The sequence below is a fragment of the Bradyrhizobium sp. WSM2254 genome, from assembly GCF_000472645.1.
GTDB classification, from domain to species: Bacteria; Pseudomonadota; Alphaproteobacteria; order Rhizobiales; family Xanthobacteraceae; genus Bradyrhizobium; species Bradyrhizobium niftali.
In genome coordinates, this window is the sequence record NZ_AXAB01000012.1 from 241053 (window position 1) to 266301 (window position 25249).

Annotated in this window: 23 protein-coding genes; 9 read left to right on the forward strand and 14 right to left on the reverse strand. The window is 65.0% G+C overall.

What is annotated here, in order from left to right:
• Window positions 1–22: 22 nt before the first annotated feature.
• Window positions 23–1654: an isocitrate lyase gene (locus A3M7_RS0109385; protein WP_027543689.1), complete on the reverse strand. Its 1632-nt coding sequence runs from the start codon at window positions 1652–1654 to the stop codon at window positions 23–25.
• Between the two features lie 229 nt (window positions 1655–1883).
• Between A3M7_RS0109385 and A3M7_RS0109390 the strand changes: the two genes are divergently transcribed.
• A complete protein-coding gene (locus A3M7_RS0109390; RefSeq protein ID WP_027543690.1) occupies window positions 1884–3329 on the forward strand; it encodes a short-chain fatty acyl-CoA regulator family protein in 1446 nt (481 codons plus the stop codon).
• A 139-nt stretch (window positions 3330–3468) separates the two neighbouring features.
• Here the strand turns inward: A3M7_RS0109390 and A3M7_RS49600 are convergent, their stop codons facing one another.
• A complete protein-coding gene (locus A3M7_RS49600; protein ID WP_027543691.1) occupies window positions 3469–3762 on the reverse strand; it encodes an antibiotic biosynthesis monooxygenase in 294 nt (97 codons plus the stop codon).
• Window positions 3763–3990: 228 nt separating this feature from the next.
• On the opposite strand from A3M7_RS49600, the gene A3M7_RS0109400 reads away from it, so the two are divergent.
• Together A3M7_RS0109400 and A3M7_RS0109405 are read left to right on the forward strand one after the other, a co-directional pair.
• Entirely contained in the window at window positions 3991–4797 is an 807-nt protein-coding gene (locus A3M7_RS0109400) for a hypothetical protein (RefSeq protein WP_027543692.1), read from the forward strand.
• Between the two features lie 172 nt (window positions 4798–4969).
• Window positions 4970–5320, forward strand: a complete 351-nt coding sequence (locus tag A3M7_RS0109405; protein WP_027543693.1) for a hypothetical protein — start codon at window positions 4970–4972, stop codon at window positions 5318–5320.
• Between the two features lie 238 nt (window positions 5321–5558).
• Here the strand turns inward: A3M7_RS0109405 and A3M7_RS0109410 are convergent, their stop codons facing one another.
• Entirely contained in the window at window positions 5559–6197 is a 639-nt protein-coding gene (locus A3M7_RS0109410) for a tetratricopeptide repeat protein (protein ID WP_027543694.1), read from the reverse strand.
• Between the two features lie 137 nt (window positions 6198–6334).
• Window positions 6335–7294 (reverse strand): zinc metalloprotease HtpX, encoded by a 960-nt coding sequence (gene htpX / locus A3M7_RS0109415; protein ID WP_027543695.1) that lies wholly within the window; start codon window positions 7292–7294, stop codon window positions 6335–6337.
• A gap of 285 nt (window positions 7295–7579) precedes the next feature.
• Here htpX and A3M7_RS0109420 point away from each other — a divergent pair, with 285 nt between their 5' ends.
• The 5 genes from A3M7_RS0109420 to A3M7_RS0109440 all read left to right on the forward strand — a co-directional run bounded on the left by A3M7_RS0109420 (window position 7580) and on the right by A3M7_RS0109440 (window position 14368).
• Complete coding sequence (locus A3M7_RS0109420; RefSeq protein WP_049823293.1) at window positions 7580–8938, forward strand: HlyD family secretion protein; 1359 nt, start codon at window positions 7580–7582, stop codon at window positions 8936–8938.
• The gene (locus A3M7_RS0109425; RefSeq protein ID WP_027543697.1) at window positions 8938–10875 is read left to right on the forward strand and encodes a glycosyltransferase; all 1938 of its coding nucleotides are present in this window, start codon (window positions 8938–8940) and stop codon (window positions 10873–10875) included. Before A3M7_RS0109420 ends, A3M7_RS0109425 begins: the two co-directional genes overlap by 1 nt.
• A 136-nt stretch (window positions 10876–11011) precedes the next feature.
• Window positions 11012–12316 carry a lytic murein transglycosylase gene (locus tag A3M7_RS0109430; RefSeq protein ID WP_027543698.1) on the forward strand — a complete coding sequence of 435 codons (1305 nt, stop codon included), beginning with the start codon at window positions 11012–11014 and terminating at the stop codon, window positions 12314–12316.
• Window positions 12317–12579: 263 nt separating this feature from the next.
• A complete protein-coding gene (locus tag A3M7_RS0109435; RefSeq protein WP_027543699.1) occupies window positions 12580–13083 on the forward strand; it encodes a DUF1993 family protein in 504 nt (167 codons plus the stop codon).
• A 184-nt stretch (window positions 13084–13267) separates the two neighbouring features.
• Entirely contained in the window at window positions 13268–14368 is a 1101-nt protein-coding gene (locus A3M7_RS0109440; RefSeq protein ID WP_027543700.1) for an alkene reductase, read from the forward strand.
• Window positions 14369–14580: 212 nt separating this feature from the next.
• Here A3M7_RS0109440 and A3M7_RS0109445 read toward each other — a convergent pair whose 3' ends face one another.
• The 9 genes from A3M7_RS0109445 to A3M7_RS0109485 all read right to left on the reverse strand — a co-directional run bounded on the left by A3M7_RS0109445 (window position 14581) and on the right by A3M7_RS0109485 (window position 24225).
• Window positions 14581–16323, reverse strand: coding sequence for an ABC transporter substrate-binding protein (locus tag A3M7_RS0109445; protein ID WP_049823309.1), 1743 nt, complete (start codon window positions 16321–16323; stop codon window positions 14581–14583).
• A gap of 130 nt (window positions 16324–16453) precedes the next feature.
• Entirely contained in the window at window positions 16454–16783 is a 330-nt protein-coding gene (locus A3M7_RS0109450; protein WP_027543702.1) for a DUF2160 domain-containing protein, read from the reverse strand.
• A 10-nt stretch (window positions 16784–16793) separates the two neighbouring features.
• On the reverse strand, window positions 16794–17600 hold the full coding sequence (locus A3M7_RS0109455) for a carbohydrate ABC transporter permease (protein WP_027543703.1): 807 nt from the start codon (window positions 17598–17600) through the stop codon (window positions 16794–16796).
• The gene (locus tag A3M7_RS0109460) at window positions 17600–18574 is read right to left on the reverse strand and encodes a carbohydrate ABC transporter permease (RefSeq protein WP_027543704.1); all 975 of its coding nucleotides are present in this window, start codon (window positions 18572–18574) and stop codon (window positions 17600–17602) included. Before A3M7_RS0109460 ends, A3M7_RS0109455 begins: the two co-directional genes overlap by 1 nt.
• Window positions 18574–19659: an ABC transporter ATP-binding protein gene (locus A3M7_RS0109465; protein WP_027543705.1), complete on the reverse strand. Its 1086-nt coding sequence runs from the start codon at window positions 19657–19659 to the stop codon at window positions 18574–18576. Before A3M7_RS0109465 ends, A3M7_RS0109460 begins: the two co-directional genes overlap by 1 nt.
• Before the next feature lie 12 nt (window positions 19660–19671).
• Window positions 19672–20751, reverse strand: a complete 1080-nt coding sequence (locus A3M7_RS0109470) for an ABC transporter ATP-binding protein (protein ID WP_027543706.1) — start codon at window positions 20749–20751, stop codon at window positions 19672–19674.
• On the reverse strand, window positions 20748–22298 hold the full coding sequence (gene glpD, locus A3M7_RS0109475; RefSeq protein ID WP_027543707.1) for a glycerol-3-phosphate dehydrogenase: 1551 nt from the start codon (window positions 22296–22298) through the stop codon (window positions 20748–20750). Before glpD ends, A3M7_RS0109470 begins: the two co-directional genes overlap by 4 nt.
• A gap of 303 nt (window positions 22299–22601) precedes the next feature.
• Window positions 22602–23447, reverse strand: coding sequence for a DeoR/GlpR family DNA-binding transcription regulator (locus A3M7_RS0109480; RefSeq protein ID WP_027543708.1), 846 nt, complete (start codon window positions 23445–23447; stop codon window positions 22602–22604).
• Window positions 23448–23538: 91 nt separating this feature from the next.
• Window positions 23539–24225: an HAD family phosphatase gene (locus A3M7_RS0109485; RefSeq protein ID WP_027543709.1), complete on the reverse strand. Its 687-nt coding sequence runs from the start codon at window positions 24223–24225 to the stop codon at window positions 23539–23541.
• A 155-nt stretch (window positions 24226–24380) separates the two neighbouring features.
• Here A3M7_RS0109485 and A3M7_RS0109490 point away from each other — a divergent pair, with 155 nt between their 5' ends.
• Window positions 24381–24842: a nuclear transport factor 2 family protein gene (locus A3M7_RS0109490; RefSeq protein WP_027543710.1), complete on the forward strand. Its 462-nt coding sequence runs from the start codon at window positions 24381–24383 to the stop codon at window positions 24840–24842.
• 258 nt (window positions 24843–25100) lie between these two features.
• Here A3M7_RS0109490 and A3M7_RS46330 read toward each other — a convergent pair.
• On the reverse strand, window positions 25101–25249 hold a 149-nt coding region (locus A3M7_RS46330), incomplete at its 5' end, for a transposase (RefSeq protein ID WP_156936849.1).

The following is a 25249-nucleotide window of genomic DNA, read 5'->3' on the forward strand; positions in this document are numbered from 1 at the left end:
TCCTCTTGGATAGCGTGGTGCGTTAGCCGAACTGGTTCATCGTGTTGTGGGCGCCGCCCGCCTTCAGGGCAGCCTCGCCGGCGAAGTACTCCTTGTGGTCGTCGCCGATGTCGGAGCCGGCCATGTTCTGGTGCTTCACGCAGGCGATGCCCTGACGGATCTCGGCGCGCTGGACGTTCTTCACGTAGCCGAGCATGCCCTGCTCGCCGAAGTACTCCCTGGCCAGATTGTCGGTCGAGAGCGCCGCGGTGTGGTAGGTCGGCAGCGTGATCAGGTGGTGGAAGATGCCGGCACGCTTGGCCGAATCCGCCTGGAAGGTGCGGATGCGCTCGTCGGCCTCCTTCGCCAGCGGCGTGTCGTCATATTCCGCCTTCATCAGCTCGGCACGGTTGTACTTGCTGACGTCCTTGCCGGCTTCCTTCATCGCGTCGTAGACCTGCCAACGGAAGTTGAGGGTCCAGTTGAACGACGGCGAGTTGTTGTAGGCCAGCTTCGCGTTCGGAACCACCTTGCGGATGCGATCGACCATCTTGGCGATCTGCTCGATATGCGGCTTCTCGGTCTCGATCCAGAGCAGGTCGGCGCCGTTCTGAAGCGAGGTGATGCAGTCGAGCACGCAGCGGTCCTCACCGGTGCCGGGACGGAACTGGTAGAGGTTGGAGGGCAGCCGCTTCGGACGCATCATCTTGCCGTTGCGGTTGATGATGACGTCGCCGTTGCGGGCGTTCTCCGCGGTGATTTCCTCGCAATCGAGGAAGCTGTTGTACTGGTCGCCGATGTCGCCGGGCTTGTGGCTGACGGCGATCTGCTGCGTCAGGCCAGCGCCGAGCGAGTCGGTGCGGGTCACGACGATGCCGTCTTCGACGCCGAGCTCGAGGAAGGCGTGGCGGCAGGCGCGGATCTTCGCCAGGAAGACGTCATGCGGCACGGTGACCTTGCCGTCCTGGTGGCCGCACTGCTTCTCGTCCGAGACCTGGTTCTCGATCTGGAGCGCGCAGGCGCCCGCTTCGATCATCTTCTTGGCGAGCAAATAGGTCGCTTCCGCGTTGCCGAAGCCGGCGTCGATGTCGGCGATGACGGGCACGACATGGGTCTGGAAGTTGTCGATCTTCTCGATCAGCTCCTTCTCGCGGGTCTTGTCGCCTTCCTTGCGCGCCTTGTCGAGGTTGCGGAAGATGTCGTTGAGCTCGCGCGAGTCGGCCTGGCGCAGGAAGGTGTAGAGCTCTTCGATCAGCGCCGGCACCGAGGTCTTCTCGTGCATCGACTGGTCGGGCAGCGGTCCGAACTCGGAGCGCAGCGCCGCGATCATCCAGCCCGAGAGATACAGGTAGGTGCGATCGGTCTTGCCGAAATGCTTCTTGACCGAGATCAGCTTCTGCTGGGCGATGAAGCCGTGCCAGCAGCCCAGCGACTGGGTGTACTTGGTGGGATCGCCGTCATAGGCGGCCATGTCGGCCCGCATCAGCGCCGCGGTGTAGCGGGCGACGTCGAGGCCGGTCCTGAAGCGGTTCTGCAGGCGCATGCGCGCGATGTGCTCGGCCGTCACCCCGTTCCAGGTCGGCTGGGTCTCGAGGAGCGCCTGGGCTGCATCGATCTCGCTCTGATACGAGGCCGGAGCCTGGAAGGTGCTGATGCCACGGGGCTGATAGTTCATGTGCCTGATCCTTTCGCTGACGATGGCGATGTCTGGCCATCGACATTCTTGACAGTGCATTGCGAAATGCGTGTCAGGAGCTAAACGCGAAAACGGAAACTTCGTATAGATGGCTTGTTTTTTATTGGTGATGTCATGTAACATCAGAACATGTAACAGATGTTATTTTGTAAAGTTTGTAAATTATAGGACAGCGAGTCTGCCCTTAATCGCCCTGGAGATCTGAAAAATGCCCGCCGAATCCGGGAAGAAACTGTTCGTCGGCCCGCGCTTCCGGCGGATCCGGCAGCAATTGGGGCTGTCGCAGACCCAGATCGCCGAGGGGCTCGGGATCTCGCCGAGCTACATCAACCTGATCGAGCGCAACCAGCGCCCGGTGACCGCCCAAATCCTGCTGCGGCTGGCCGAGACCTATGACCTCGACCTGCGCGACCTCGCCACCGCCGACGAGGACCGGTTCTTCGCCGAGCTCAACGAGATCTTCTCCGATCCCTTGTTCCGCCAGATCGACGTGCCCAAGCAGGAGCTGCGCGACCTCGCCGAGCTCTGCCCCGGCGTCACCCATGCGCTGCAGCGGCTGTACGCGGCCTATACCGAGGCCCGCCAGGGCGAGACGCTGGCGGCCGCGCAAATGGCCGACCGCGACGTCGGCACGCGCTACGAGACAAATCCGGTCGAGCGGGTGCGCGAGCTGATCGAGGCCAACCGCAACTATTTTCCGGAACTCGAGCAGGCTGCAGAAGCCTTGCGCGACGAACTGAACGTGCCGGCCGAAGGGCTCTACGCGGCGCTGGCCGCGCGCCTGCGCGAAAAGCATTCGGTCCAGACCCGCATCATGCCTGTCGACGTGATGCGCGAGACGCTGCGGCGCTTCGACCGCCACCGCCGCCAGCTGCTGATCTCGGAGCTGGTCGACCCGCCCGGGCGTGCGTTCCAGCTCGCCTTCCAGCTCGGCCTTGGCGAATGCGCGCAGCAGCTGGAGACCATCATCGGCCGCGCCGGCCCGCTCGACGACGCGCCGCGGCGCCTGTTCCGCATCACGCTCGGCAACTATTTTGCGGCGGCGGTGATGATGCCCTACCCCGCCTTCCTCGCCGCAGCCGAAGCCCTGAACTACGACATCCACGTGCTGGCGCAGCGCTTCAATTCCGGCTTCGAGCAGGTCTGCCACCGCCTCACCACCTTGCAGCGTCCGAACGCGCGCGGCATTCCGTTCTTCCTGCTCCGCGTCGACAATGCCGGCAACGTCTCGAAACGCTTTTCCTCCGGCACCTTCCCGTTCTCGAAATTCGGCGGCACGTGCCCGCTGTGGAACGTGCACTCGACCTTCGACACGCCGGATCGCCTGCTGAAGCAGGTGATCGAGCTCTCCGACGGCACGCGCTATTTCTCGATCGCGCAGATGGTGCGCCGGCCGGTGGCGCCGCACCCGCTGCCGCAGCCGCGCTTCGCCATCGGCCTCGGCTGCGAGATCCGCCACGCCGCGCGCCTCGTCTATGCCGCCGGCATGGACCTGGAGAAGGCGGAAGGCACGCCCATCGGCGTCAACTGCCGCCTGTGCGAGCGCGAAAACTGCGCCCAGCGCGCCGAGCCGCCGATCACGCGCACCCTGATCCTGGACGAGACGACGCGGCGGGTGAGTTCGTTCGCGTTCTCGAACGCACGGGAGTTGTAAAGCACACTGCTGTCATGCCCCGCGAAGGCGGGGCATCCAGTACGCCGCAGCGTCTCGGTTCAATCACCGCCGTCTCGGAGTACTGGATCGCCCGCCTTCGCGGGCGATGACAGCGGAATGTGTGGCGGCAGCCAGCAACTCACGCCAGCGTATGCACGATCACCGGCCCTGCGGCAGCGCGCGCGTCGCCGGCGAGCAGCGGGCCGAGATCCTTCTCGATCCAGGCGATCGCGCGCCGGTTCGCCTCCTCCGCCTGCTCGAACTTGTCGAAGATCGAGATCGCGGTGACCGTGTCGTCGCCGGCATAGACGACGTAGTAGGCGCGGAAGCCGTCAACGTCGCTGATGATCGGAACGGCGCCGTCCTTGATGCGGCGCGCCAGCTCCTCCGCGCTCCCGCTTTTCGCCTTGGCCTGACGGATGGCGGCATACATGACTTCCTCCTCCCGGCTATTGATGTGGGCTTTGTACCCGGACCGGATGTTACGCCGAAGCGCCGGGCCCGGATACCCTCCTTGGTTAACCCTGCACTAATCCGTCGGCGCGATCCGCAACCAACGGTTAAGCACGCCTCAACATCGCTGCCCTAGTCTCGCCCCACTCACTTTTCGCAAACAACGGTGGCCTATTCTGCCGGGCGAAGTGACATCAGGGGGTTCATCATGCGCATTGCGTTGCTGCTGACCGCGACCATCGTCGGCGCGCTTTTCGCCAGTCCATCCAATGCCGGACCGCTCGATGCGCCCGCCGAGGCTGCGCAGGTGCTGCCGCCGGGCTTCCAGAGCTACCGCGGCTACATGTTCGACCTGTCGGAGAATTCCGATCGCAAGGATGTCGACAAGCTCACCGACAACCTGAAGCGCCAGATCGACGTCGTCGAAGGCGTCGGCCTCTCCCCGCGCATACTGCGCTTCTTCCACACCGTTCCGATCGTCGCGAACGAGCTGGCCTGCCTCGACGAAGGCGCCGCGACCGCATGCTACGGCAGGGTCACGCCGGACATGCAGCGCACCGCTCCCCGGACGCTGACGGTCTGGGACCCCAACAAGCAGCGCTGGACCAATCCGAACGCCATCGACCTCGCGGTCGATTCGGGGCTCGGCGTGATCATGCTGCGGCCGGACATGATGCGGTACGAGAAGGAGGCAGTGCTGCTGCACGAGCTCCTGCACGCCTATCACGCGCGCCTGTTGCCGGACGGCTACGCCAACAAGGGCGTGATCGGCTATTATGCGCTGGCCAAGTCCAAGGACCTCCTGCCCAAGGAATCCTATGCCCTGAAGAATCCCATGGAGTTCTTCGCCGTGACCGCCAGCATCTTCCTGGCCGGAAAGAGCGAATTCCACGACCCCAAGTCGCGCGAGACGCTGAAGGAGAAGATGCCGGACTATTACAAATACTTGGTCGGCGTGTTCGGCTTCGATCCCGACCCGGCCGCGTCAAGCGGCCCGGTGGCCTCGCTGAAGTGAGGCGGACGTAGCCCATCTGCACCAACCCGGCAAAAAGCCGCGCGAAATGCGCGGCTTTTTTTGTTTTGGTAACCGGAAGCTGCGGATGACGCCCGGCCGGGAATTGCCAAGGCGGGGCCCGATCTGCATAGTCCCGCCCGCATCGATACTGTTTTCAAGGGGATAGAAGAACATGGCGGACGCCGACCTGGATGTCGTGATCCGGCAACTGGCCAGACAGCTGCATACGGGCCTGATGACCCGCGCCAAGGAGCGGCGGGATCGCTTCAACGGCCTTGCGGCCAAGGCCAAGGGCAAGGAGACCGGCGACCGCTTCAAGATGATGGCCAAGGCCACCATGGAGCAGGCCACCGCCGCCGCCAAGCGCCTCCAGATGTCCGCCGACAACGTCGCCGACAGCTACGCGCGATCGATGCGAATCGCGGCCAGCACGCCGATCGCGGCGAAGGTGGAGAAGAAGCCGGCGAAGGAGAAGCCGGTGAAGAAGGCCGCGAAGGCGAAGAAGGCCAGGAAGGCGAAGTAGCTGCGCTTTCTTCCTTCTCCCCTTGCGGGAGAAGGTGGCGTAGGCGGCCTTCGGCCGCCGTTCCTAGGAACGCCGATGCTTCGCATCGGCTACGGCGCCGGACGAGGGGTTGCTTCAGCAAACTCGTCTGCGAGATTTCTACGCGCGGATAGATACCCCTCACCCGTCTCGCCGCTATCGCGGCGAGCCACCCTCTCCCGCAAGGGGAGAGGGAAAGAGCCGCAGCTCTAGATATCTCTCACCGCCTTGGCGCGGATACTTGGCTCGGCTCGGCGCTAAGTTCGGCGAGCTTGGCGCGTGCTGCCTCGCGCGTGCGGACATCCTTGCCGACGGGCAGCGCCAGCGCGGCTTCGAAATCGGCGCGCGCATCGTCGGCCTGGCCGCGGGCGAGGAATGCCAGGCCACGGTCGAGGCGGGCCTGCGCATCGGAGGGGTCGAGACGGACCGCCGTGTTGTAGCTCAGGATGGCGCGATCGAGATCGCCGGTGGCGGCGAGCGCGAGACCGCGCTGGTGATAAGGCGCGGCAAGCTTGGGATCATGCGCGATCGCCTCGTCGTAATCCGCAATGGCGAGCTCGAGGTCGCCGCTCTGCCGGCGAGCGGTCGCGCGGTCGCGATAGAGCGAGGCGCGGTTGGGGTTGAGGAGAATGGCCTCGTCGAAATCGGCGATCGCCCGCCTGAAGTCGCCGTGGCGCAGCGCGATCCGCCCGCGCCCTTCATAGGCAAAGGCGATCAGCGAACCGCGGAGCGGCGAGAAACCGATCACGGCCGCGCAGACGTCGGGATCGTCCTCGTCCCCGCAATTGACGACCATGTGCGTGGACAGGCCGACGAGCACGCACAGGACGATCAGCAATGGTACGGCAGCTCTGGTCATCTTCGACGGTGACCGGTAACGGGCCGGCCACGCATCCCCTTTCGAAGGAAGTGTCACGGCGAGGTGTTAGCACCGGCCGGGACCATCCTGTGTGCGCCAGGTCACAAAGCCCCGCGCAAATCCTTACCGGTTCCGGATCAGCCCCAGGGACCACGTGAAGGACCACGTGAAGGACCACGCGAAGACGAACGGCCCCACGGGCTCGCCGGCGGATAGTTTTCGTTGGCGCCGACGGACGGCGCCGCCTGCGCGCCGAGCTCGGCCGCGAGCTGCTGGAGCGCCGCGATGCGGTTCTGCGTCGAGGGATGGGTGGCGAAGAGATTGTCCACGCCGTGGCCCGACAGCGGATTGATGATGAACATGTGCGCGGTCGCGGGATTCCGTTCGGCCTCGAAGTTCGGGACCTGATGTGCGGCGCCTTCGATCTTCACCAGCGCCGACGCCAGCCACATCGGCTGGCCGACGATGCGCGCACCGAGATTGTCCGCGGCATATTCGCGGGTGCGGCTGATCGCCATCTGCACCAGCATGGCGCCGAGCGGCGCGAGGATCATCATCAGGATCGAGCCGACGATGCCCGGGCCGTTGTTGTTGTCGCGGTGGCCGCCGAAGAACATGCCGAACTGCGCCAGCATCGAGATCGCGCCCGCGATGGTCGCGGTGATCGTCATCAGCAGCGTGTCGTGGTGCTTGATGTGCGCAAGCTCATGCGCGATCACGCCGGCGAGTTCCTCGCGGCTGAGCTGGTGCATCAGGCCGGTGGTGACGGCAACGGCAGCGTTCTCGGGATTGCGGCCGGTCGCGAACGCGTTGGGCTGCGCCTCGTCCATCAGGAACACGCGTGGCATCGGCAAGCCCGCGCGGCCCGCAAGCTCGGCGACGAGGCCGACTAGTTCCGGCGCGGTCGAACGGTCGACCTCATGGGCACCGTACATCGAGAGCACCATGCGGTCGGAGTTCCAATAGGTGAAGAGATTGGTCGCCGCGGCAATGACGAGCGCGATCATGGCGCCGGAGGCCCCGCCGATCAGATAGCCCACGCCCATGAACAGGGCGGTCAGGCCTGCGAGCAGCATTGCGGTACGAAAATAGTTCATGGCCGTCTCCCGAACCGGCCGCTGGCGAGCCTTGGGCCGGCGTCTTCGAAGTATGAATGCCGCCGAGCATCGCAAGGTTCATGCGGCGCGGAGCCGCAGATTCAACGCCGCGCGGCCAGCCTTTCCCCCGTAGCTAAAGCTTGACCGGGATTTGCGCAAAAACACGCGCAGATGCTTAGCAACCTGGAAAGCGCAACATCGGCTTAATGCACGGTAACCGGGCACGCTGCGCGGCCCTCGCGCATTGACCGGTTCCGCGGGCCTCCCGTCAGCAAGGTGACCGAAATGGTAGACCGCCTACGCGCCGCTTCCGTCGACCCTGCATCCACGCCTTCCCCTCACGAGACCAAGAGCGAGACCAAGACCGACGCGAAGGGGTTGCAGGAGGCGCTGCACGAGCAGCTGTTCGCCGACGACGAAACCGGCCACGCCCCCGAGGCGCAGACGGCGCCGGAACCAGGGCGGCGCTGGCCGCATCTGCAACGCGGCGCCAAGATCGCCATCGGACTTGCCATTATCGCCGTGTTCGGCTGGCTGCCGCTGCGTGCGATCTGGGAGTACTCGAGCGTCGAGGCCGTGCTGAATTCCCGTCTCGTCACCCTGCGCACGCCGATCGGCGGCCGCGTGGTAGCCGCCCAACCCATCATCGATCAGGCCAGGCTTGGTGCCGGAACCGTGGTCCTGCGCGTCGTGAACTCGCGCGGCGATCGCACCAGGCTCGACGATCTCCGGCGGCAGAAATCGCGCCTGGAGAACGAGCGGCCCAGTCTCGCCACCAAGCTTGCCGCGGCCCAGGCCGCCCAAAAGGATTTGGCGCGGCAGGCCGCGCAATTCCGCGAGGGACGCGTGCTTCAGCTCGAGGCCCGCATCGCCGAGATCCAGACCTCGATCGAGGCGGCGGCAGCGCGGCGGGACGAAGCCAGCGCCGCCGTCGAGCGCGCATCCTCGCTCGCGAAGTCCGGCAATGTCTCGACGGTCGAGCTGGCGCGGCTGACGCGCGAGCTTTCCGTGTCGCAGCAGACCGAGCTCGGTGCGCGCAAGCGGCTGGATGCTGCGAAGGTCGAGCTCACGGCGGCACGGAGCGGTTCCTTCCTCGGCGACAGCTACAACGATCGCCCGAGCTCGGTGCAGCGCGAGGAGGAGATGCGCCAGCGCGCCGGCGATCTCGAGGCTGATCTCGCGCGCACCGACACCGAGATCGCCTGGCTCGCCAACGAGACCATCATCGAGGAGGTCCGCTTCGCCGATCTGTCGGAAGCCAACATCACGACACCCGTTGCGGGCCGCGTCTGGGAAATGATGACCTCGCCGGGCGAGGACGTGCAGGCCGGCCAACCCCTGCTCAAGATCCTCGATTGCAGCGGCGCCGTCATCACGGCCAATGTCACAGAGAGCGTCTACAATCGCTTGCAGCTCGGCGACCGCGCCACCTTCGAGCCGAATGACGGTGGCGAACCGATCTCCGGCACCGTGGTCAATTTGACCGGCGCCGCCGGCGCGCCCGCCAATCTCGCCATCAATCCGGATACGCTCAGCAAGGAGCCCTATCGCGTGACCGTGGCGCCTCGCGATGCCGCTCCCCTCGCCTGCACCGTGGGGCGCACCGGCCGCGTGGTGTTTGCCCGGCACGAGACCGCGCCGTGATGATGGCGTTGACGCCAGGCCTGATTACGCTCGGCGCCTTCATGGCGGTCGTGCCGCTGCTCAGGCGCGACAGCACGATGGCGCGCTCGTTACTGGCCGTCGTGTCGCTGGTTTTCCTGCTCCGCTATCTCTATTGGCGGGTCACCGCGACGCTCCCGCCACCGCATCTGACGGCGGACGCCGTGATCGGTTATCCCTTCATGCTGCTGGAGGCGGCCTCGCTCGTCGCGGTCGCATTGTCCCTGCTGTTTCTGAGCCGGACCATCGACCGCACCGGCGCGGCCAGGATCGACGGCCGTGCCACCGATCCGCTCGCGCCGCTGATCGACGTGTTCATCTGCACCTACAACGAGGAGCGATCGATCCTCGAGCGAACGATCATCGGCGCGACCGGCATGGCGTACGGCAATTATCGCGTCTGGGTGCTCGACGACGGCCGGCGCCCCTGGCTGCGGCGGCTCGCAGGCGAACTCGGCTGCCATTATCTCACACGGCCCGACAACCAGCACGCCAAGGCCGGCAACATCAATCATGCGCTCAAGCACGTCGGCGCCCTGCCGGCGCGGCCGGATTTCGTGGCCATTCTTGACGCGGACTTCGTGCCGCGGCCCGACTTCCTCGCGCGCACCATCTCCCTCATGGATGACGCTTCGGTCGGCGTGGTGCAGACGCCGCAGCACTTCATCAATTCCGACCCGATCCAGACCAACCTCGCTGCGACCGATGTATGGCCAGACGAGCAGCGCTTCTTCTTCGACATCCTTCTGCCGGCGAAGGACGCCTGGGGCGTCGCCTTCTGCTGCGGCACTTCATCCCTCATTCGCTACGCCGGGCTGGTGCAGATCGGCGGCTTTCCAACCGACTCCGTCACGGAAGACTATCTCGTCACCCTTCGCCTGAAGGAGAACGGCTTCAACACCATCTATCTCAACGAACGGTTGACGATCGGGCTCGCGCCCGAGGGGCTGAAGGAATACATCACCCAGCGTGCCCGCTGGTGCCTCGGCTTGATGCAAATCGTGCGCGGCCGCAGCGGACCGCTCTCGCAGAACTCAAAGCTGTCCTTTATCGACCGGCTCTCGCTGGTCGATGCCTTCATGAGCTGGTCCGCGGTCTACACGTCGAAGGTCGCGGGACTGATGGTGCCCTGGCTGTTCCTGCTGTTCGGCATCAAGGCGGTGCAGGCGGATCTCACCGAGCTATTGCGCTTCTTCCTGCCGTTCTACATCTGGCACGGACTCAGCATGGCCTGGCTATCAAACGGCCGTTCGCTCGCCATGATGTCGGACGTCTCGCAACTCATCGCCGCGCCCGCGGTGCTCAAGGCGGTGGCAGCCGGCCTATTGAAGCCGAAGGGACACAAGTTCAAGGTCACGGCGAAAGGCGGCGACCGCGACAGGAGATTTGTCGAATGGCCGCTCCTGCGGATCTATGGCTGCGCGCTTCTCATCACGCTGGCGGCCATTGCCTATGCCTTCATCCTGCACCTGCGCGGCGAGAACATCGCTTATGGCGGACTGGCCCTGGCCTGGAGCCTCTACAATGCGCTCATCCTCACCGTGGTCTGCTTCGTCTGCATCGAGCAGCCGCGCAAGCGCAAGGCCGAGCGCTTTCATCGCAATGAGCCGGTGCTGCTGCGTCAGGACGGCAGATCGCATCTCGCACGGCTCGCCGACATCTCCATTACCGGCGCGCGGCTGATCGATCCCGATCCGCCGCGCCCCGGCAGCACGATCGAATGCCGGATCTACGGCCGCTCGATCGCGGCCATCGTCGTGCGACGAACCACAGACGGATTCGCGGTGCGGTTCGAGGAAGGCATGGATGCGCGCGTGCATGCGATCCGGGCATTCTATGCCGGCGAATATGTCCGCGCCTATCGCGGCGTCAGGGCGCTCCCGGTCGGGAAAGCACTGCTGATGCGGCTGTTCAGCTGAGCCGCGCGACATCCGCTCCCTCGCATTCCGCATGTTGGCATGACGTGGAAAGGATGGCATGGAAAGGATGGCCTGAGGCCGTCACTTCACCTAGACTTCGGGCGAATCCAAGCCTTCCCTCCCCGCCGGAACCCCTATGGTCCAGACCCGATTTCTGATCGCGGCCGCCGCGCTCCTCGCATGCTCCGCCACTGCCTCCGCCCAGCTCACACCGCCGCCCGCAAGGCCTGCGGCGCCGAAGGCCACCGCCCCCTCGCCGCGTGCGGCCTCGTGCCACAATGGCGCGAGCTTCGATCGCTTCCTCGCCGACGTGAAACAGCAGGCAGTGGCCGCCGGCGTGTCGCAGCGGACGCTCGCGGAGGCTTCGCCCTACCTCGTCTACGACCAGGGCATCGTCAACCGCGACCGTGGCCAGCGCGTGTTCGGCCAGCTCTTCACCGAGTTCGCCGGCCGCATGGCCGCGCCCTATCGCATGCAGAACGGCCAGCAGCACATCAAGGCCCACGCCGCTGCCTTCGCGCGCGCCGAAAAGGAATATGGCGTGCCGCCGGCGGTGATCGCTGCGTTCTGGGGCCTGGAGAGCGACTTCGGCGTCAACATGGGCAATCTGCCGACGCTGAAATCGCTGGTGTCGCTGGCCTATGACTGCCGCCGCTCGGAGATGTTCGTGAACGAGACCATCGCCGCGCTGAAGATCATCGACCGTGGCGATCTCACACCCGACGAGATGATCGGCTCCTGGGCCGGCGAGCTCGGCCAGACGCAGTTCCTGCCCGTGCATTACGTCAACTACGCCGTCGATTACGACGGCGACGGCCGGCGCGATCTCTTGCGCAGCGAGGACGACGTGATCGGCTCGACCGCGAACTACATCGCCAACGGATTGAAGTGGCGGCGCGGCGAGCCGTGGCTCGAAGAGATCAAGGTGCCGCAAAACCTGCCCTGGGATCAGACCGACCTCACCGTGCAGCAGCCGCGCTCGAAATGGGCGCAGTTGGGGGTCGCCTATCCCGACGGCCGTCCGCTGCCGAACGACAATCTCGCAGCGTCAGTGCTGCTGCCGATGGGACGGACCGGGCCTGCCTTCATGGCGTATGCGAATTTCGCCGCCTACACCGAGTGGAATAACTCGCTGATCTACTCGACCACCGCGGGCTATCTCGCCACCCGCATCGCGGGCGCCGCCCCGATGCGCAAGCTGGCGGCGCCGGTCGCACAGCTGCCGTTCAACGAGCTCAAGCAATTGCAGCAGCTTCTGGTCCAGGCCGGCTTCAATGTCGGCAAGGTCGACGGCGTGCTGGGCCAGCAGAGCCGCGCCGCCGTGAAGGCGATGCAGATCAAATACGGCCTGCCGGCCGATTCCTGGCCGACCGCGGAGCTGCTCGCCCGCATGCGCGGCGGCGGCACGGCGCAGGCGCAGCCCCAGGCGACGGTGCGCTAAGCCTTCCTCCGTCATGCCCCGGCTTGACCGGGACAGTACGCCGCGGCCCATCGATTTGACCACAACCGTCTCGGATTACTGGATCGCCCGGTCAAGCCGGGCGATGGCAGCGAGGGTGTGGCGCGAACGGCATCGTGGCAAGCCGGCGATGTAGAATTTTCGCACCGCACAAGCCGCTTTCGCGATTGTATTTTTCCATGACGTTCCCATGTGAGTGGCTCAGGTTTTCTCCTGAGATTTCCCACCATTCAAGCGAGCATCACATGTCCTTCCACGACGCCGTCGTCCCCGCCTATTTGCAGATGCTGAACAGCCTCACCGGCCTGCTCACGAAAGCCGAGGCGCATTGCGCGGCCAAGAAGGTCGACCCGAGCGTTCTGCTCGGCTCCCGCCTGTTCCCGGACATGCTGCCGCTGTCGAAGCAGATCCAGCTCGTCAGCGACTTCGCCGCCAAGGGCTGCGCACGGCTGACCCACAGCGAGGTGCCCTCGACGCCCGACACCGAGACCAGCTTTGCCGAATTGAAGCAGCGGCTGGCCAAGACGATCGACTACGTGAAGTCGTTCAAGCCCGCGCAATTCGAGGGCGCCGACACCAAGGACGTCACCTTCCCGGCCGGCCCCGACAAATCCATCACCATGAAGGGCCAGCAATTCCTCAGCGCGTTCTCGCTGCCGAACTTCTATTTCCACGCCACGACCGCGCACGGCATCCTGCGCCACAACGGCGTCGAGATCGGCAAGCGCGATTTCCTCGGCGCGAACTAAAACCCGGATATCAGGCGGGCGCGGCGGGGAGATCAAATCCGCCGCCGCGGCCCGAATTGCACATGAATTATGCTACGCGGGCCTTGCCGCGTAGCTCGCCTGCACTTTCCGTATGGCTCCTCCCTTGCGCTGATTGCCGCGATGCACAAGTGTTCCGGACCACTCACCGCCTGGAAGCATTCCCATGAGCCGTTCGACCAAGTTGTTTGAGACCTACAAGCTCGGCCCGATCACGCTGGCCAATCGCCTGGTGATGGCACCGCTGACGCGCAACCGCGCCGTTCCCGGCACGTTCGCACCCGGTGCGCTCGCCGCCGACTATTACGGCCAGCGCGCGTCCGCAGGCCTGCTGATCACCGAAGCGAGCCAGGTTTCCCAGCAGGGCCAGGGCTACCAGGACACCCCCGGCATCTACTCCAAAGACCAGGTCGCCGGCTGGCGCAAGGTCACCGACAAGGTCCATGAGCGCGGCGGCAAGATCTTCATCCAGCTCTGGCATGTCGGCCGCATCTCGCATGTCGCGCTCCAGGCGAATGGCGCAGCTCCGGTGGCGCCGAGCGCGATCCGCGCCAAGGGCAAGACCTTCGTGAACGGCACCTTTGCCGACGTCTCAGAGCCGCGCGCGCTCGAACTCTCCGAAATCCCCGGGATCATCGACGACTTCAAGCGCGCCACGAAGAATGCGCTGGAGGCCGGCTTCGACGGCGTCGAGATTCACGGCGCCAACGGCTACCTGCTCGACCAGTTCGCAAGAGACGGCGCCAACAAGCGCACCGACGCCTACGGCGGCTCCATCGAGAACCGCGCGCGGCTGATGCTCGAGGTCTCCAGGGCGGTTGCCGCCGAGGCCGGCGCCGACCGCACCGGCATCCGCATCTCGCCGGTGACGCCGGCCAACGACCTCGCCGACAGCAATCCGCAAGCCCTGTTCGACCACATCGTCGACGGTCTCAGTGCGCTCAAGCTGGTCTATCTCCACGTGGTCGAAGGCGCCACCGGCGGCCCGCGCGACATCGCCCCGTTCGACTATGCGGGCCTGCGCAAGCGCTTCTCCGGCGCCTACGTCGCCAACAACGGCTACGATTTCGATCTGGCGACCAAGGTGCTGGACGCGAACGCGGCCGATCTCATCGCCTTCGGCAAGCCGTTCATCTCCAACCCCGACCTCGTCGAGCGGCTGAAGGCCGGCGCGGCGCTGAACGATTGGGACAAGACCACGTTCTACGGCGGCAGCGCGAAGGGCTACACGGATTACCCGACGCTGGCGGCCGAAGCGGCGGAGTAGTTTCTTCCCCCTCTCCCCGCTTGCGGGGAGAGGGTTGGGGTGAGGGGGAGTCTCCGCGGGAACGGTAGCAGTTGGACTCGTGGAGAGGCCCCCTCACCCGTATCGCATCTGCGATGCGATACGGCCTCTCCCCGCAAGCGGGGAGAGGCGAAGAAAGAAAAAGGCCGGGATCGCTCCCGGCCTTTCGTGTTTGATGACGCTCTGCGCGAGGCTTACTTCACTTCCGCGCGCTTGGGCGGGGTGGCGGGCCACGACTTGATCAGCGTGTCGTAGTCAACCGTCTCGCCCTTCGGCTTCTCGTTGGCGAGCTTGCGCTGCGGGGCGATGGTGCCGTCCTTCTGGGCCTTGGCGAACCAGTATTCGGCCGACTCCTTCTTGTGCAGCTTCGGACCGCAGGCGCCCTGCACGCCGGACTTCTCCAGGCGCTCCATGACGGAGTCCTGGGCAGCGGCCAGTGCGTCCATCGCGGCTTGCGGCGTCTTCGTACCGGACGACGCATCGCCGATGTTCTGCCACCAGAGCTGGGCGAGCTTCGGATAGTCAGGCACGTTGTTGCCGGTCGGGGTCCACTGCACGCGCGCGGGCGAGCGGTAGAACTCGATCAGGCCGCCGAGCTTCGGCGCACGCTCGGTGAACGACTTGTCCCAGATGTCGGATTCTCGGATGAAGGTGAGACCGACATGGCTCTTCTTCAGCGACACCGTCTTGGAGACGATGAACTGCAGGTAGAGCCAGGCCGCCTTGCGGCGGTCAGCCGGGGTCGACTTCAGGAGAGTCGCCGAACCAGCGTCCTGGTAGCCGAGCTTCATGCCTTCCTTCCAGTACGAGCCGTGCGGCGACGGAGCCATACGCCACTTCGGCGTACCGTCCGCGTTCATCACGGCGATGCCGGGCTTCACCATGTCGGCGGTGAAGGCGGTGTACCAGAACATCTGCTGGGCGATGTTGCCCTGCGCCGGCACCGGACCCGACTCGGAGAAGGTCATGCCCTGGGCCTGCGGCGGGGCATACTTCTTCATCCACTCGAGGTACTTGGTGATCGAGTAGACCGCAGCCGGACCGTTGGTGTCGCCGCCACGCTCGACCGACGAGCCGACCGGACGGCAGCCTTCCATGCGGATGCCCCATTCGTCGACCGGCAGGCCGTTCGGGATGCCCTTGTCGCCGTTACCGGCCATCGACAGCCAGGCGTCGGTGAAACGCCAGCCGAGCGAGGGATCCTTCTTGCCATAGTCCATATGGCCGTAGACCTTGACGCCGTTGATCTCCTTGATGTCGTTCGTGAAGAACTCGGCGATGTCCTCATAGGCGGACCAGTTCACGGGCACGCCGAGCTCGTAGCCATACTTGGCCTTGAACTTGGCCTTGTAGTCCGGGTTGGTGAACCAGTCGTAGCGGAACCAGTAGAGGTTGGCGAACTGCTGGTCGGGCAGCTGGTAGAGCTTGCCGTCCGGTGCCGTGCCGAACGACTTGCCGATGAAGTCGTTGACGTCGAGCATCGGGTCGGTGACGTCCTTGCCCTCGCCGGTCATGTAGTCCGACAGTGCGATGGTCTGACCGTACCGGAAGTGCGTGCCGATCAGGTCGGAGTCGTTGATCCAACCGTCATAGACGTTCTTGCCGGACTGCATCTGGGTCTGCAGCTTCTCGACGACGTCACCTTCCTGGATGATGTCGTGCTTGAGCTTGATGCCGGTGAGCTCGGAGAACGCCTTGGCCAGCGTCTGCGATTCGTATTCGTGGGTCGTGATGGTCTCGGAGACGACGTTGATCTCCATGCCCTTGAAGGGCTCAGCAGCCTTGGCGAACCACTCCAGCTCCTTCTTCTGCTCGTCCTTCGACAGCGTCGAGGGCTGGAATTCCGCAATCCACTTCTGGATCGCAGCGTCGTCGGCGGCGCGGACCGGCGCCGAGACGGCGAACGACACCGCAATGATGGCGGCGGCGCTGGACATGGTCAGAAAGCTATTCTTGGTCAATGGACCTTTCCTTCTCCTAAACTGTCGCATGTTGTTCCTCCGTTGCAGCGACAAAATTTTATACAGGCCCGGGTTGCCCCCGGATCTGGCCGTCCCTTCGCGAGCTTCAGACCGTGCGAAAAATGAGCACGGCCGTGGCCAGCGAAATCCCACTTGCGAGCCAGAGGCTCGAAATCTCAAAACCTTCCTCGCCGATCGGCAGAGTGGCGAGTACGTCGGTGCCGGCGAAGGCGATCCACAGAAGGTGGATGACGGCCGCCGTGATCAGGGAGATGAACAGGCGATCGCCCCGCGTCGTCGGAATGCTGAGCACGCCGACGCGCTCGGCTTCGGGATAGACCGCGGCGAGGTACGTCATGACCGCGAGGGTGCAGGCGAGCGCCACAAAGAAGATCGCCGTCGGCGGCGTCCAGGCCATCCATGCAATAGCTTCCATCGATGCCTCCCTAGACCCGACCGAGCGCGAAACCGCTCGCGATGTAATTGCGGACGAACCAGATCACGAGGGCGCCCGGGATGATGGTAAGCACGCCGGCTGCGGCCAGCAGGCCCCAATCCATGCCCGCAGCCGACACCGTACGCGTCATGATCGCCGCGATCGGTTTGGCCTGCACCGAGGTCAGCGTCCGCGCGAGCAGGAGCTCGACCCACGAGAACATGAAGCAGAAGAAGGCGGCGACGCCGATGCCGCTCGCGATCAGCGGCACCAGGATCCTGATGAAGAAGCGCGGAAAGGAATAGCCGTCGAGGAAGGCGGTCTCGTCGATCTCGCGCGGCACGCCGGAGACGAAGCCTTCGAGGATCCACACCGCCAGCGGAACGTTGAAAATGCAGTGGGCGAGCGCGACCGCCCAGGGCGTATCGAACAGGCCGATCGCCGAATAGAGGTTGAAGAACGGCAGCGCATAGACCGCCGCCGGGGCCATGCGGTTCGACAGCAGCCAGAAGAACAAATGCTTGTCGCCGAGGAAGCGGTAGCGCGAGAACGCATAGGCCGCCGGCAGCGCCACCGAGATCGAGATGATGGTGTTGAGGACGACGTATTCCAGCGAATTGATGTAGCCGGAATACCAGCTCTCGTCTGTGAAGATGCGCTTGTAATGCTGCAGCGTCGGGGAATGCGGCCACAGCGTCATCGTCGAGACGATCTCGGCGTTGGTCTTGAAGCTCATGTTGACGAGCCAGTAGATCGGCAACAGCAGGAAGACCAGGAACAGCCCCATGATGAGGCGACGGCCGGGAATCGAGTGCATCAGGCCACTCCTTCCTTTGGCTTGAGCGCGGGCACGGGCTTGAGCGCGGCCGAGGGCTTCGGCTCCACCGCCGGCTCGCTCTCCGCCTGGACTTTGCGTTCGACACCGGCATTGGTCATGACGGTGTAGAAGATCCAGCAGACGATCAGGATGATGAGGTTGTAGACCAGCGACAGCGCCGCGGCCTTGCCGAGGTCGAACTGGCCGAGCGCGATCTTGACCAACTCGATCGAGACGAAGGTGGTCGAGTTGCCGGGGCCGCCGCCGGTGACGACGAACGGCTCGGTGTAGATCATGAAGCTATCCATGAAACGCAGCAGCACCGCGATCAGCAGCACACGGTTCATCTTCGGCAGCTGGATCGCCTTGAACACCGCCCAGCGCGAGGCGCCGTCGATCTGGGCGGCCTGATAATAGGCCTCCGGGATTGACTTCAGGCCCGCATAGCAGAGCAGCGCGACGAGGCTGGTCCAGTGCCAGACATCCATCACGATGACGGTGACCCAGGCATCGATGTCGTTGGAGACGTAATTGTAGTCGAGGCCGATGTGATTGAGGACATAGCCGAGCAGCCCGATGTCGGGCCGGCCAAAAATCTGCCAGATCGTGCCGACCACATTCCACGGGATCAGCAGCGGCAGCGCGAGGATGACGAGGCAGGCCGCCACCGTCCAGCCCTGACGCGGCATCGACAGCGCGACGACGATGCCAAGCGGCACCTCGATGGCGAGGATCACCATCGAGAAGAACAGATTGCGGCCGAGCGAGGCGAGGAAGCGGCCGCCGAGATCGGTCGAGGGATCGAGCAGTTCCTTGAACCAGCCGACGCCGTTCCAGAAGAACTGGTTGTTGCCGAACGTGTCCTGCATCGAATAGTTCACCACCGTCATCAGCGGCAGCACCGCCGAGAAGGCGACGACCAGGAACACCGGCAGCACCAGGAACCAGGCTTTTTGGTTGATGGTCTTGTCCATCAGGCGGCTCCCTCCACCAGAAGGCTGTCGGCATAGACGTGGACATGCGACGGATCGAACTTCAGCCCGGCGGTGCCGTCCGCGCCGGTGAAGCCCGCCGGCGCACGCGCTGCGAGTTTCGCGTCGCCGAGGCGTGTGCGCGCGAAGCGGATGCGGCCGAGGTCGTCGATGCGCTCGATCCTCGCGGAGAGCAGGCCCGGCGCCGGCGCGACGGCTTCGACGAATTCCGGCCGAACGCCGATCTCGATCTTCGCGCCCGCGGGCAAATGATCGTAGCTACGGTTCAGCGCGATGACGTGGCCGTCGATCCGGGCCTCGCGTCCCCTCACCTCGGCCGGCAGGATGTTCATGCCGGGCGAGCCGATGAAATAGCCGACGAAGGTGTGCGCCGGCTTGTCGAACAGCTCGGCCGGCGTGCCGCTCTGGACGACGCGGCCGTCATGCATGACGACGACGGTGTCGGCGAAGGTCAGCGCCTCGGTCTGGTCGTGGGTGACGTAGATCATCGTGAGATCGAGCTCGCGATGCAGCGCCTTGAGCTTCGAGCGCAGCTGCCATTTCAGCTCGGGATCGATCACGGTCAGCGGCTCGTCGAACAGCACGGCGGCGACGTCGGAGCGGACGAGGCCGCGGCCGAGCGAGATCTTCTGCTTGGCGTCGGCCGTGAGCCGCGTCGCCTTGCGGTTCAGATAGGGTTCGAGGTCGAGCAGGCGGCCGATCTCGGCGACGCGCCTGTCGATCTCGGCTTTCGGCACGCCACGGTTCTTCAGCGGAAACGCCAGGTTCTGCCCCACCGTCATGGTGTCGTAGATCACCGGAAACTGGAACACCTGTGCGATGTTGCGCTTCTGGGTTGACAGCGGTGTGATGTCCTGGCCGTCGAACAGGATTTTCCCCCGCGACGGCGTGATGATGCCGGAGATGACGTTGAGCAGCGTGGTCTTGCCGCAACCGGACGGGCCGAGCAGCGCATAGGCGCCGCCCTGTCGCCAGGTCATGGTCACCGGCTTCAGCGCAAAGCTTTCCTGCGGCGCAGCATTGCCGCCGTAGGAGTGGGCGAGATCGACGAGGTCAATGCGAGCCATGGCGCACCTCCCTCACGAATTGCCGGGTGCCGCGACCAGCCGGTCGGCAGCATCAAAGACGAAGACGTCGTTGGGATCGAGCACGGCATCGATGGTCTGGCCGGGCTCGAACTCGTGCACGCCGTGCAGCACCGCCACCCAGTTCAATCCGTCGCGGGTCAGATGCACGAAACTCTCCGAACCGGTGATCTCGGTCACCGTCACCGTGGCATGGAAGGCGTGGCGGTCGGTCTCGCCATTGGCGAGCGCAAGCTGATGCGCACGAAAACCGACGCGATAGGCGCCGTCGGCGAGAGAGGAATAGAGGCCGGACGCCGGCGCGGCGATGCCTCCCGCATATTGCACGGAACCGTTCTTCTTCTCGATGCCGACGAGGTTGAGCGGCGGATCCGAGAACACCTGCGCGACGCGCAGCGTCTGCGGATGACGGTAAACGTTGGGCGTCCCGCCGATCTGAAGCGCCTGGCCCTCCCACATGCACACCGTGTTGCCGCCGAGCAGAAGCGCTTCGGTCGGCTCGGTGGTGGCATAGACGAAGATCGCGCCCGAGGCCTCGAAGATGCGCGGCAGTTCGGCGCGCAGCTCCTCGCGCAGCTTGTAGTCGAGATTGGCGAGCGGCTCGTCGAGCAGCACGAGATCGGCGCCCTTGACCAGCGCGCGCGCCATCGCAGTGCGCTGCTGCTGGCCGCCGGAGAGCTGGAGCGGCGTGCGCTTCAGGAACGGCTCGAGCCTGAGCAGCCTTGCTGCTTCCGTCACGCGCGCCTCGATCTCCTCGCGCGGCTTGCCCTGCACGCGCAAGGGCGAGGCGATGTTCTCATAAACCGTGAACGAGGGGTAGTTGATGAACTGCTGATAGACCATGGCGACCGAGCGCTGGCGCACGTCGACGCCGGTGACGTCCTTGCCGTTGACCAGCACCTTGCCCGTGGTCGGCTTGTCGAGGCCGGCGAGCAGCCGCATGATCGAGGTCTTGCCCGACAGCGTCGGCCCGAGCAGCACGTTGAGCGTGCCGCTCTCGAGCGTCAGCGAGACATCGCGGATATGCGCAACACCATCGACGGTCCGGGTCACGTGATCGAGGGTGACGGTCATGAGCGTCCTCCCGCTTCCAGCAGGGGACTTTGCGGCAAAGCGTGGGTCCTGATCCAGTCGTCAAGCGCCGCGATCTCGTCGGCAGATAGTCGCAGGCCGAGCTTGGAGCGGCGCCAGACGATGTCATCGGCGGTCACAGCCCATTCGTTGGCCATGAGGTACCGGACCTCGCGCTCGGTCAGCGTCGCGCCGAAGGTCTGGCCGAGATCGGCGGCCGATTTCGCGTCACCGAGCAGCTTGATGGCGCGGGTGCCATAGGCGCGCGCGAGGCGGCGCGCATGCGCGTGGGCGAGGAAGGGATAGCCGCGCTGGAGTTCGGCGATCAGCCCGTCGATGTCGGACACATCCATGTCGCCGCCGGGCAGCGGCCATTTGCCGGTCCAGCCCTCGCGCGCTTTCGCGCTGCGGAGATAGGGCGAAAGCCGCTCCAGCGCCTCTTCGGCGAGGCGGCGGTAGGTCGTGATCTTGCCGCCATAGATCGAGAGCAGCGGCACGCCGCCGGGCGTGTCGAGCTCGAACACGTAGTCGCGCGTCGCGGCCTTGGCCTCGCTGGCGCCGTCGTCATAAAGCGGTCGCACGCCGGAATAGGTCCAGACCACGTCCGCTGAAGTCACCGGCTTGGCCAGATACTCGCTCGCGGCGGCGCAGAGATACTCGATCTCTTCGGGCGTCGCCTTCACCTTGGCGGGATCGCCGTCGTAGTCGCGGTCGGTGGTGCCGATCAACGTAAAGTCGTCCTGGTACGGGATCACGAAGATGATGCGGCCGTCCGCGTTCTGGAACATGTAGGCGCGGTCGTGGTCATAGAGTTTCTTGACCACAATGTGCGAGCCCTGCACCAGGCGCACCTTGGCTTTCGCGTTCACGCCGGCGCCGCGGCCGAGCACGTCCTCGACCCAGGGGCCGCCGGCATTGACCAGCGCGCGGGCCTGGATCGACGAACGCGCGCCGGTCAGCGTGTCGACCATGCCGACGGTCCAGATGCCGTCGGACTGCTTGATATCCGTCGCGCGGGTGCGGGTGCGGATCTCAGCGCCCTTGTCGGCGGCATCGCGCGCGTTGAGCACGACGAGACGGGCGTCGTCGACGAAGCAGTCGGAGTATTCGAACGCGCGGCTGTAGCGGTTCGGGATCAGCGGGCGGCCGACCTCGTCGCGCCTGAGATCGACCGAACGTGTCGCCGGCAGCAGGTGCCGGCCGCCGATATGGTCATAAAGGAAGAGGCCGAGGCGCAGCAGCCAGGCCGGGCGCAGGCCGGCGTGATGCGGCAAAACGAAACGCAGGGGACGGATGATATGGGGCGCGATGCCCCAAAGGATCTCGCGCTCGATCAGCGCCTCGCGGACCAGGCGAAACTCGTAATATTCGAGATAGCGCAGGCCGCCATGCACCAGCTTGGTCGACCAGGACGACGTCCCGCTCGCCAGATCGTTCATTTCGCACAGGAAAACCGTGTTGCCACGGCCCACCGCGTCGCGCGCGATGCCGCAGCCGTTAACACCGCCTCCGATAATGGCGAGGTCGAAAATACGCTCCAACAGACGCATCCCCCGGCGACTCGCTCGTTCCTTCGAGCGACTACTTTCGTTTTTGATTAGATCACACCGAAAAACGAAAGCAAGATGAAAGAGAGGCGGAAGGAAGTGAAAGAGGAACTTTTTTTGTGGGCAGTGGGGTGAAGGAGTAGGCAGCGAAACACCCCCTCCCCTAGAGGGGGAGGGTGGGCGCCAAGCGTCGGGTGAGGTGATTCTCCTCAATGCGGGCAGTGTTCAGGGCAGAGGGACCGTCACCCGGCCCCGCTCGCGCTACGCGCGATCACCCCTCCCCTCCAGGGGAGGGTAAGTAAGCCGCTATCTCAGCCGGACCACCGGCGCGGCTTCGGGCGCGGCATCCGGCGCTTCGGCCTGCGCATCATCGATATCCGCCCCCTTCGGCATCGCCTCCACCACTTCGATGCCCTTGCTGTGGCAGATGGTGGCGAGGCGTTCGGGCAGCTCCTGGTCGGTGACGAAGGTCTGGATCTGGGTCATGTGGGCGATGCGCACCGGCGCGCTGCGCCGAAGCTTCGTCGAATCCGCGACCAGCATGACACTGCGGGCATTGGCGATGATGGCTTGCGCGACCTGCACCTCGCGATAGTCGAAATCGAGCAGCGCGCCCTCCTCGTCGATCGCGGAAGCGCCGATGATGGCGTAGTCGACCTTGAACTGGCCGATCAGCTGCGTCGCGGTCGAGCCGACCACCGCACCGTCGGCGCGCCGCACCGTGCCGCCGGCAACCACCACCTCGATGCGGGGATGGCGATAGAGCAGCATCGCGACATTGAGGTTGTTGGTGATGACGAGGAGATCCTCATGCGAGGTCAGCGCGCTCGCGACCTCCTCAGTCGTGGTGCCGATGTTGATGAAGAGCGAGCATCCGTTCGGGATAAGCGAGGCGGCCGCAGCCCCAATCGCCTTCTTCTCCTCGGCGGCGACGAAGCGGCGTGCCTCATAGGCGAGGTTTTCCACGCCCGAGGCAATGATGGCGCCGCCGTGGATGCGGGTCAGCGAGCGCCGTTCGCAGAGGTCGTTGAGATCCTTGCGGATGGTCTGCGCCGAGACCTCGAACCGGCGCGCGAGCTCCTCGACCATGACGCGGCCGGAGGCGCGCGCGATGTTGAGGATTTCGGCTTGGCGATGGGTCAATCCGGTCACGGCAATGGCCTCAAATCTGGAAGGTGCATGGTGCGGCGGTTCGCGCGATCGGTCAATGCGCGCCCCGATCACGGTTAACGGACGAAGCCTCTCACCACGCCATCGCGGCAGCCAGAGGCGCGAGCAGGTCCGGATCGTCGAAGGCGCCGGCGGAGGCGACCGCGCCGGCTGCAATCAGGTCAGCATGGCCGAGGCTGGTCCGGATCCCGATGGTCGGAATGCCGGCCGCCGTGGCCGATTGCACGCCGGTGCGGGAGTCCTCGAATGCGACCGAGGTTTCCGGCCTCGCGCCGACGAAGCGCAGCCCTTCCTGATAGGGCAGCGGATGCGGCTTGCCGTGCGGCAGCTCGTCGCCGATCACGAGCGCCTTGAAACGGTGCGTAATGCCGAGGCCGGAGAGCAGCAGCTCGGCGTTGAGACGCGGCGCGTTGGTCACGGCAACCATGGGAACGCCGGCCGCGTCCGCCCGGTCGAGCAGCGCCATCAGGCCCGGCAGCGGCTCGATCTGCCCGGCGACAAGCGCGCGGAAGACTTCCTCTTTCTCATCGAGGATCAAGGCGCGCCGTTCCGGCGCCTCGTCGGGCAGAAAGCGCTCCCCGATCGATACATTGGCGAACCCTTGCAGCTCCCTCGAGAACCGCGCGTGATCAAAGACATGGCCGCGAGGGCCGAGCACCTCGTTGAAGGCCTTCAGGTGCAGCGGGTCGGTATTGGCAAGCGTACCGTCGATGTCGAACAGCAATGCCCTGCCCGTCGCATTGTCCTTGGCCTCGATCATTTCCGTACTTTCCCAAATGCAAGACGCATCGATGCGCGACACGTATCAATATGGCTGCGATCGCGCAATGACGCATGCACATGACGACGCGGTGACCACTCGACAAAGCCGCGCGCGGCTGCAACACTCTCTTCAAGATCAAAAAGGAGGAAACGATGACGATCAATCGACGCGATCTGGCTCTCTCGACCCTGGCCGTTCCAGCTCTTGCCGCGCTCGCTCTCACGACGCCGGCACTGGCCGCCTCGGCGGACGAAGAGGCCGTGGCGAAGAAGGTGGAGGCCTTCCGCCTCGCGCAGATCGCGGCCGACCCGAAGGCGCTCGGCGCGTTGTGCTGGGACGATCTGAGCTACAGCCATTCCAGCGGCAAGGTGGAGGACAAGGCGACCTTCATCACCAACGCCACCGACGGCAAATCGAAATTCCTGTCGATCGAATACAAGGACCCGACCATCAAGGTCGTCGGCCCGACCGCGATCGTACGCTTCCATTGGGTGGCGGAACAGGAGATGACGGCCGATGGGAAAAAAGTGCCGACCAACCTTCACATCCTGATGAACTGGCAGAAGCAGGGCGACGACTGGAAGCTGCTGTCACGCGCGGCGACGAAATTGTAGCGGCACCTCTTACCCTCTCCCCCTGTGGGAGAGGGTGGCTCGCCGCAAAGCGGCGAGACGGGTGAGGGGTTGCCTCCGGGAGCACACCTCTCACAGCTGAGTTCACCGATAGAACCCCTCATCCGGCGCTTCGCGCCTCCTTCTCCCACAAGGGGCCTGTTGCGTTATTGGCTTTTGAGGCTGAAGACGTCACGAGAGAAGGCCTTAGTCGCGGCAATTACCTGCCAATATCTGTAGTTGTCGCCCTCGGAGGGCGGCTCACGCGGCGATCGTGGCCCACCGCCTCATGTTGAAGGCGATTGAGGCGAGCAGGACTTGTCCGGTCGCCTTGATCAGACCGACGTAGCGGATGCAGGTCAGCCGCATGCGGCGTTTGAGAGTAGCGAAGGTGGTTTCGACCTGGGCTC

Coding starts and splice junctions, on each gene's coding strand:
- A3M7_RS0109385 (WP_027543689.1), bottom strand. CDS start 1,654: ATGAACTATCAGCCCCGTGGCATCAGCACCTTCCAGGCTCCGGCCTCG.
- A3M7_RS0109390 (WP_027543690.1), top strand. CDS start 1,884: ATGCCCGCCGAATCCGGGAAGAAACTGTTCGTCGGCCCGCGCTTCCGG.
- A3M7_RS49600 (WP_027543691.1), bottom strand. CDS start 3,762: ATGTATGCCGCCATCCGTCAGGCCAAGGCGAAAAGCGGGAGCGCGGAG.
- A3M7_RS0109400 (WP_027543692.1), top strand. CDS start 3,991: ATGCGCATTGCGTTGCTGCTGACCGCGACCATCGTCGGCGCGCTTTTC.
- A3M7_RS0109405 (WP_027543693.1), top strand. CDS start 4,970: ATGGCGGACGCCGACCTGGATGTCGTGATCCGGCAACTGGCCAGACAG.
- A3M7_RS0109410 (WP_027543694.1), bottom strand. CDS start 6,197: ATGACCAGAGCTGCCGTACCATTGCTGATCGTCCTGTGCGTGCTCGTC.
- htpX (WP_027543695.1), bottom strand. CDS start 7,294: ATGAACTATTTTCGTACCGCAATGCTGCTCGCAGGCCTGACCGCCCTG.
- A3M7_RS0109420 (WP_049823293.1), top strand. CDS start 7,580: ATGGTAGACCGCCTACGCGCCGCTTCCGTCGACCCTGCATCCACGCCT.
- A3M7_RS0109425 (WP_027543697.1), top strand. CDS start 8,938: ATGATGGCGTTGACGCCAGGCCTGATTACGCTCGGCGCCTTCATGGCG.
- A3M7_RS0109430 (WP_027543698.1), top strand. CDS start 11,012: ATGGTCCAGACCCGATTTCTGATCGCGGCCGCCGCGCTCCTCGCATGC.
- A3M7_RS0109435 (WP_027543699.1), top strand. CDS start 12,580: ATGTCCTTCCACGACGCCGTCGTCCCCGCCTATTTGCAGATGCTGAAC.
- A3M7_RS0109440 (WP_027543700.1), top strand. CDS start 13,268: ATGAGCCGTTCGACCAAGTTGTTTGAGACCTACAAGCTCGGCCCGATC.
- A3M7_RS0109445 (WP_049823309.1), bottom strand. CDS start 16,323: ATGTCCAGCGCCGCCGCCATCATTGCGGTGTCGTTCGCCGTCTCGGCG.
- A3M7_RS0109450 (WP_027543702.1), bottom strand. CDS start 16,783: ATGGAAGCTATTGCATGGATGGCCTGGACGCCGCCGACGGCGATCTTC.
- A3M7_RS0109455 (WP_027543703.1), bottom strand. CDS start 17,600: ATGCACTCGATTCCCGGCCGTCGCCTCATCATGGGGCTGTTCCTGGTC.
- A3M7_RS0109460 (WP_027543704.1), bottom strand. CDS start 18,574: ATGGACAAGACCATCAACCAAAAAGCCTGGTTCCTGGTGCTGCCGGTG.
- A3M7_RS0109465 (WP_027543705.1), bottom strand. CDS start 19,659: ATGGCTCGCATTGACCTCGTCGATCTCGCCCACTCCTACGGCGGCAAT.
- A3M7_RS0109470 (WP_027543706.1), bottom strand. CDS start 20,751: ATGACCGTCACCCTCGATCACGTGACCCGGACCGTCGATGGTGTTGCG.
- glpD (WP_027543707.1), bottom strand. CDS start 22,298: ATGCGTCTGTTGGAGCGTATTTTCGACCTCGCCATTATCGGAGGCGGT.
- A3M7_RS0109485 (WP_027543709.1), bottom strand. CDS start 24,225: ATGATCGAGGCCAAGGACAATGCGACGGGCAGGGCATTGCTGTTCGAC.
- A3M7_RS0109490 (WP_027543710.1), top strand. CDS start 24,381: ATGACGATCAATCGACGCGATCTGGCTCTCTCGACCCTGGCCGTTCCA.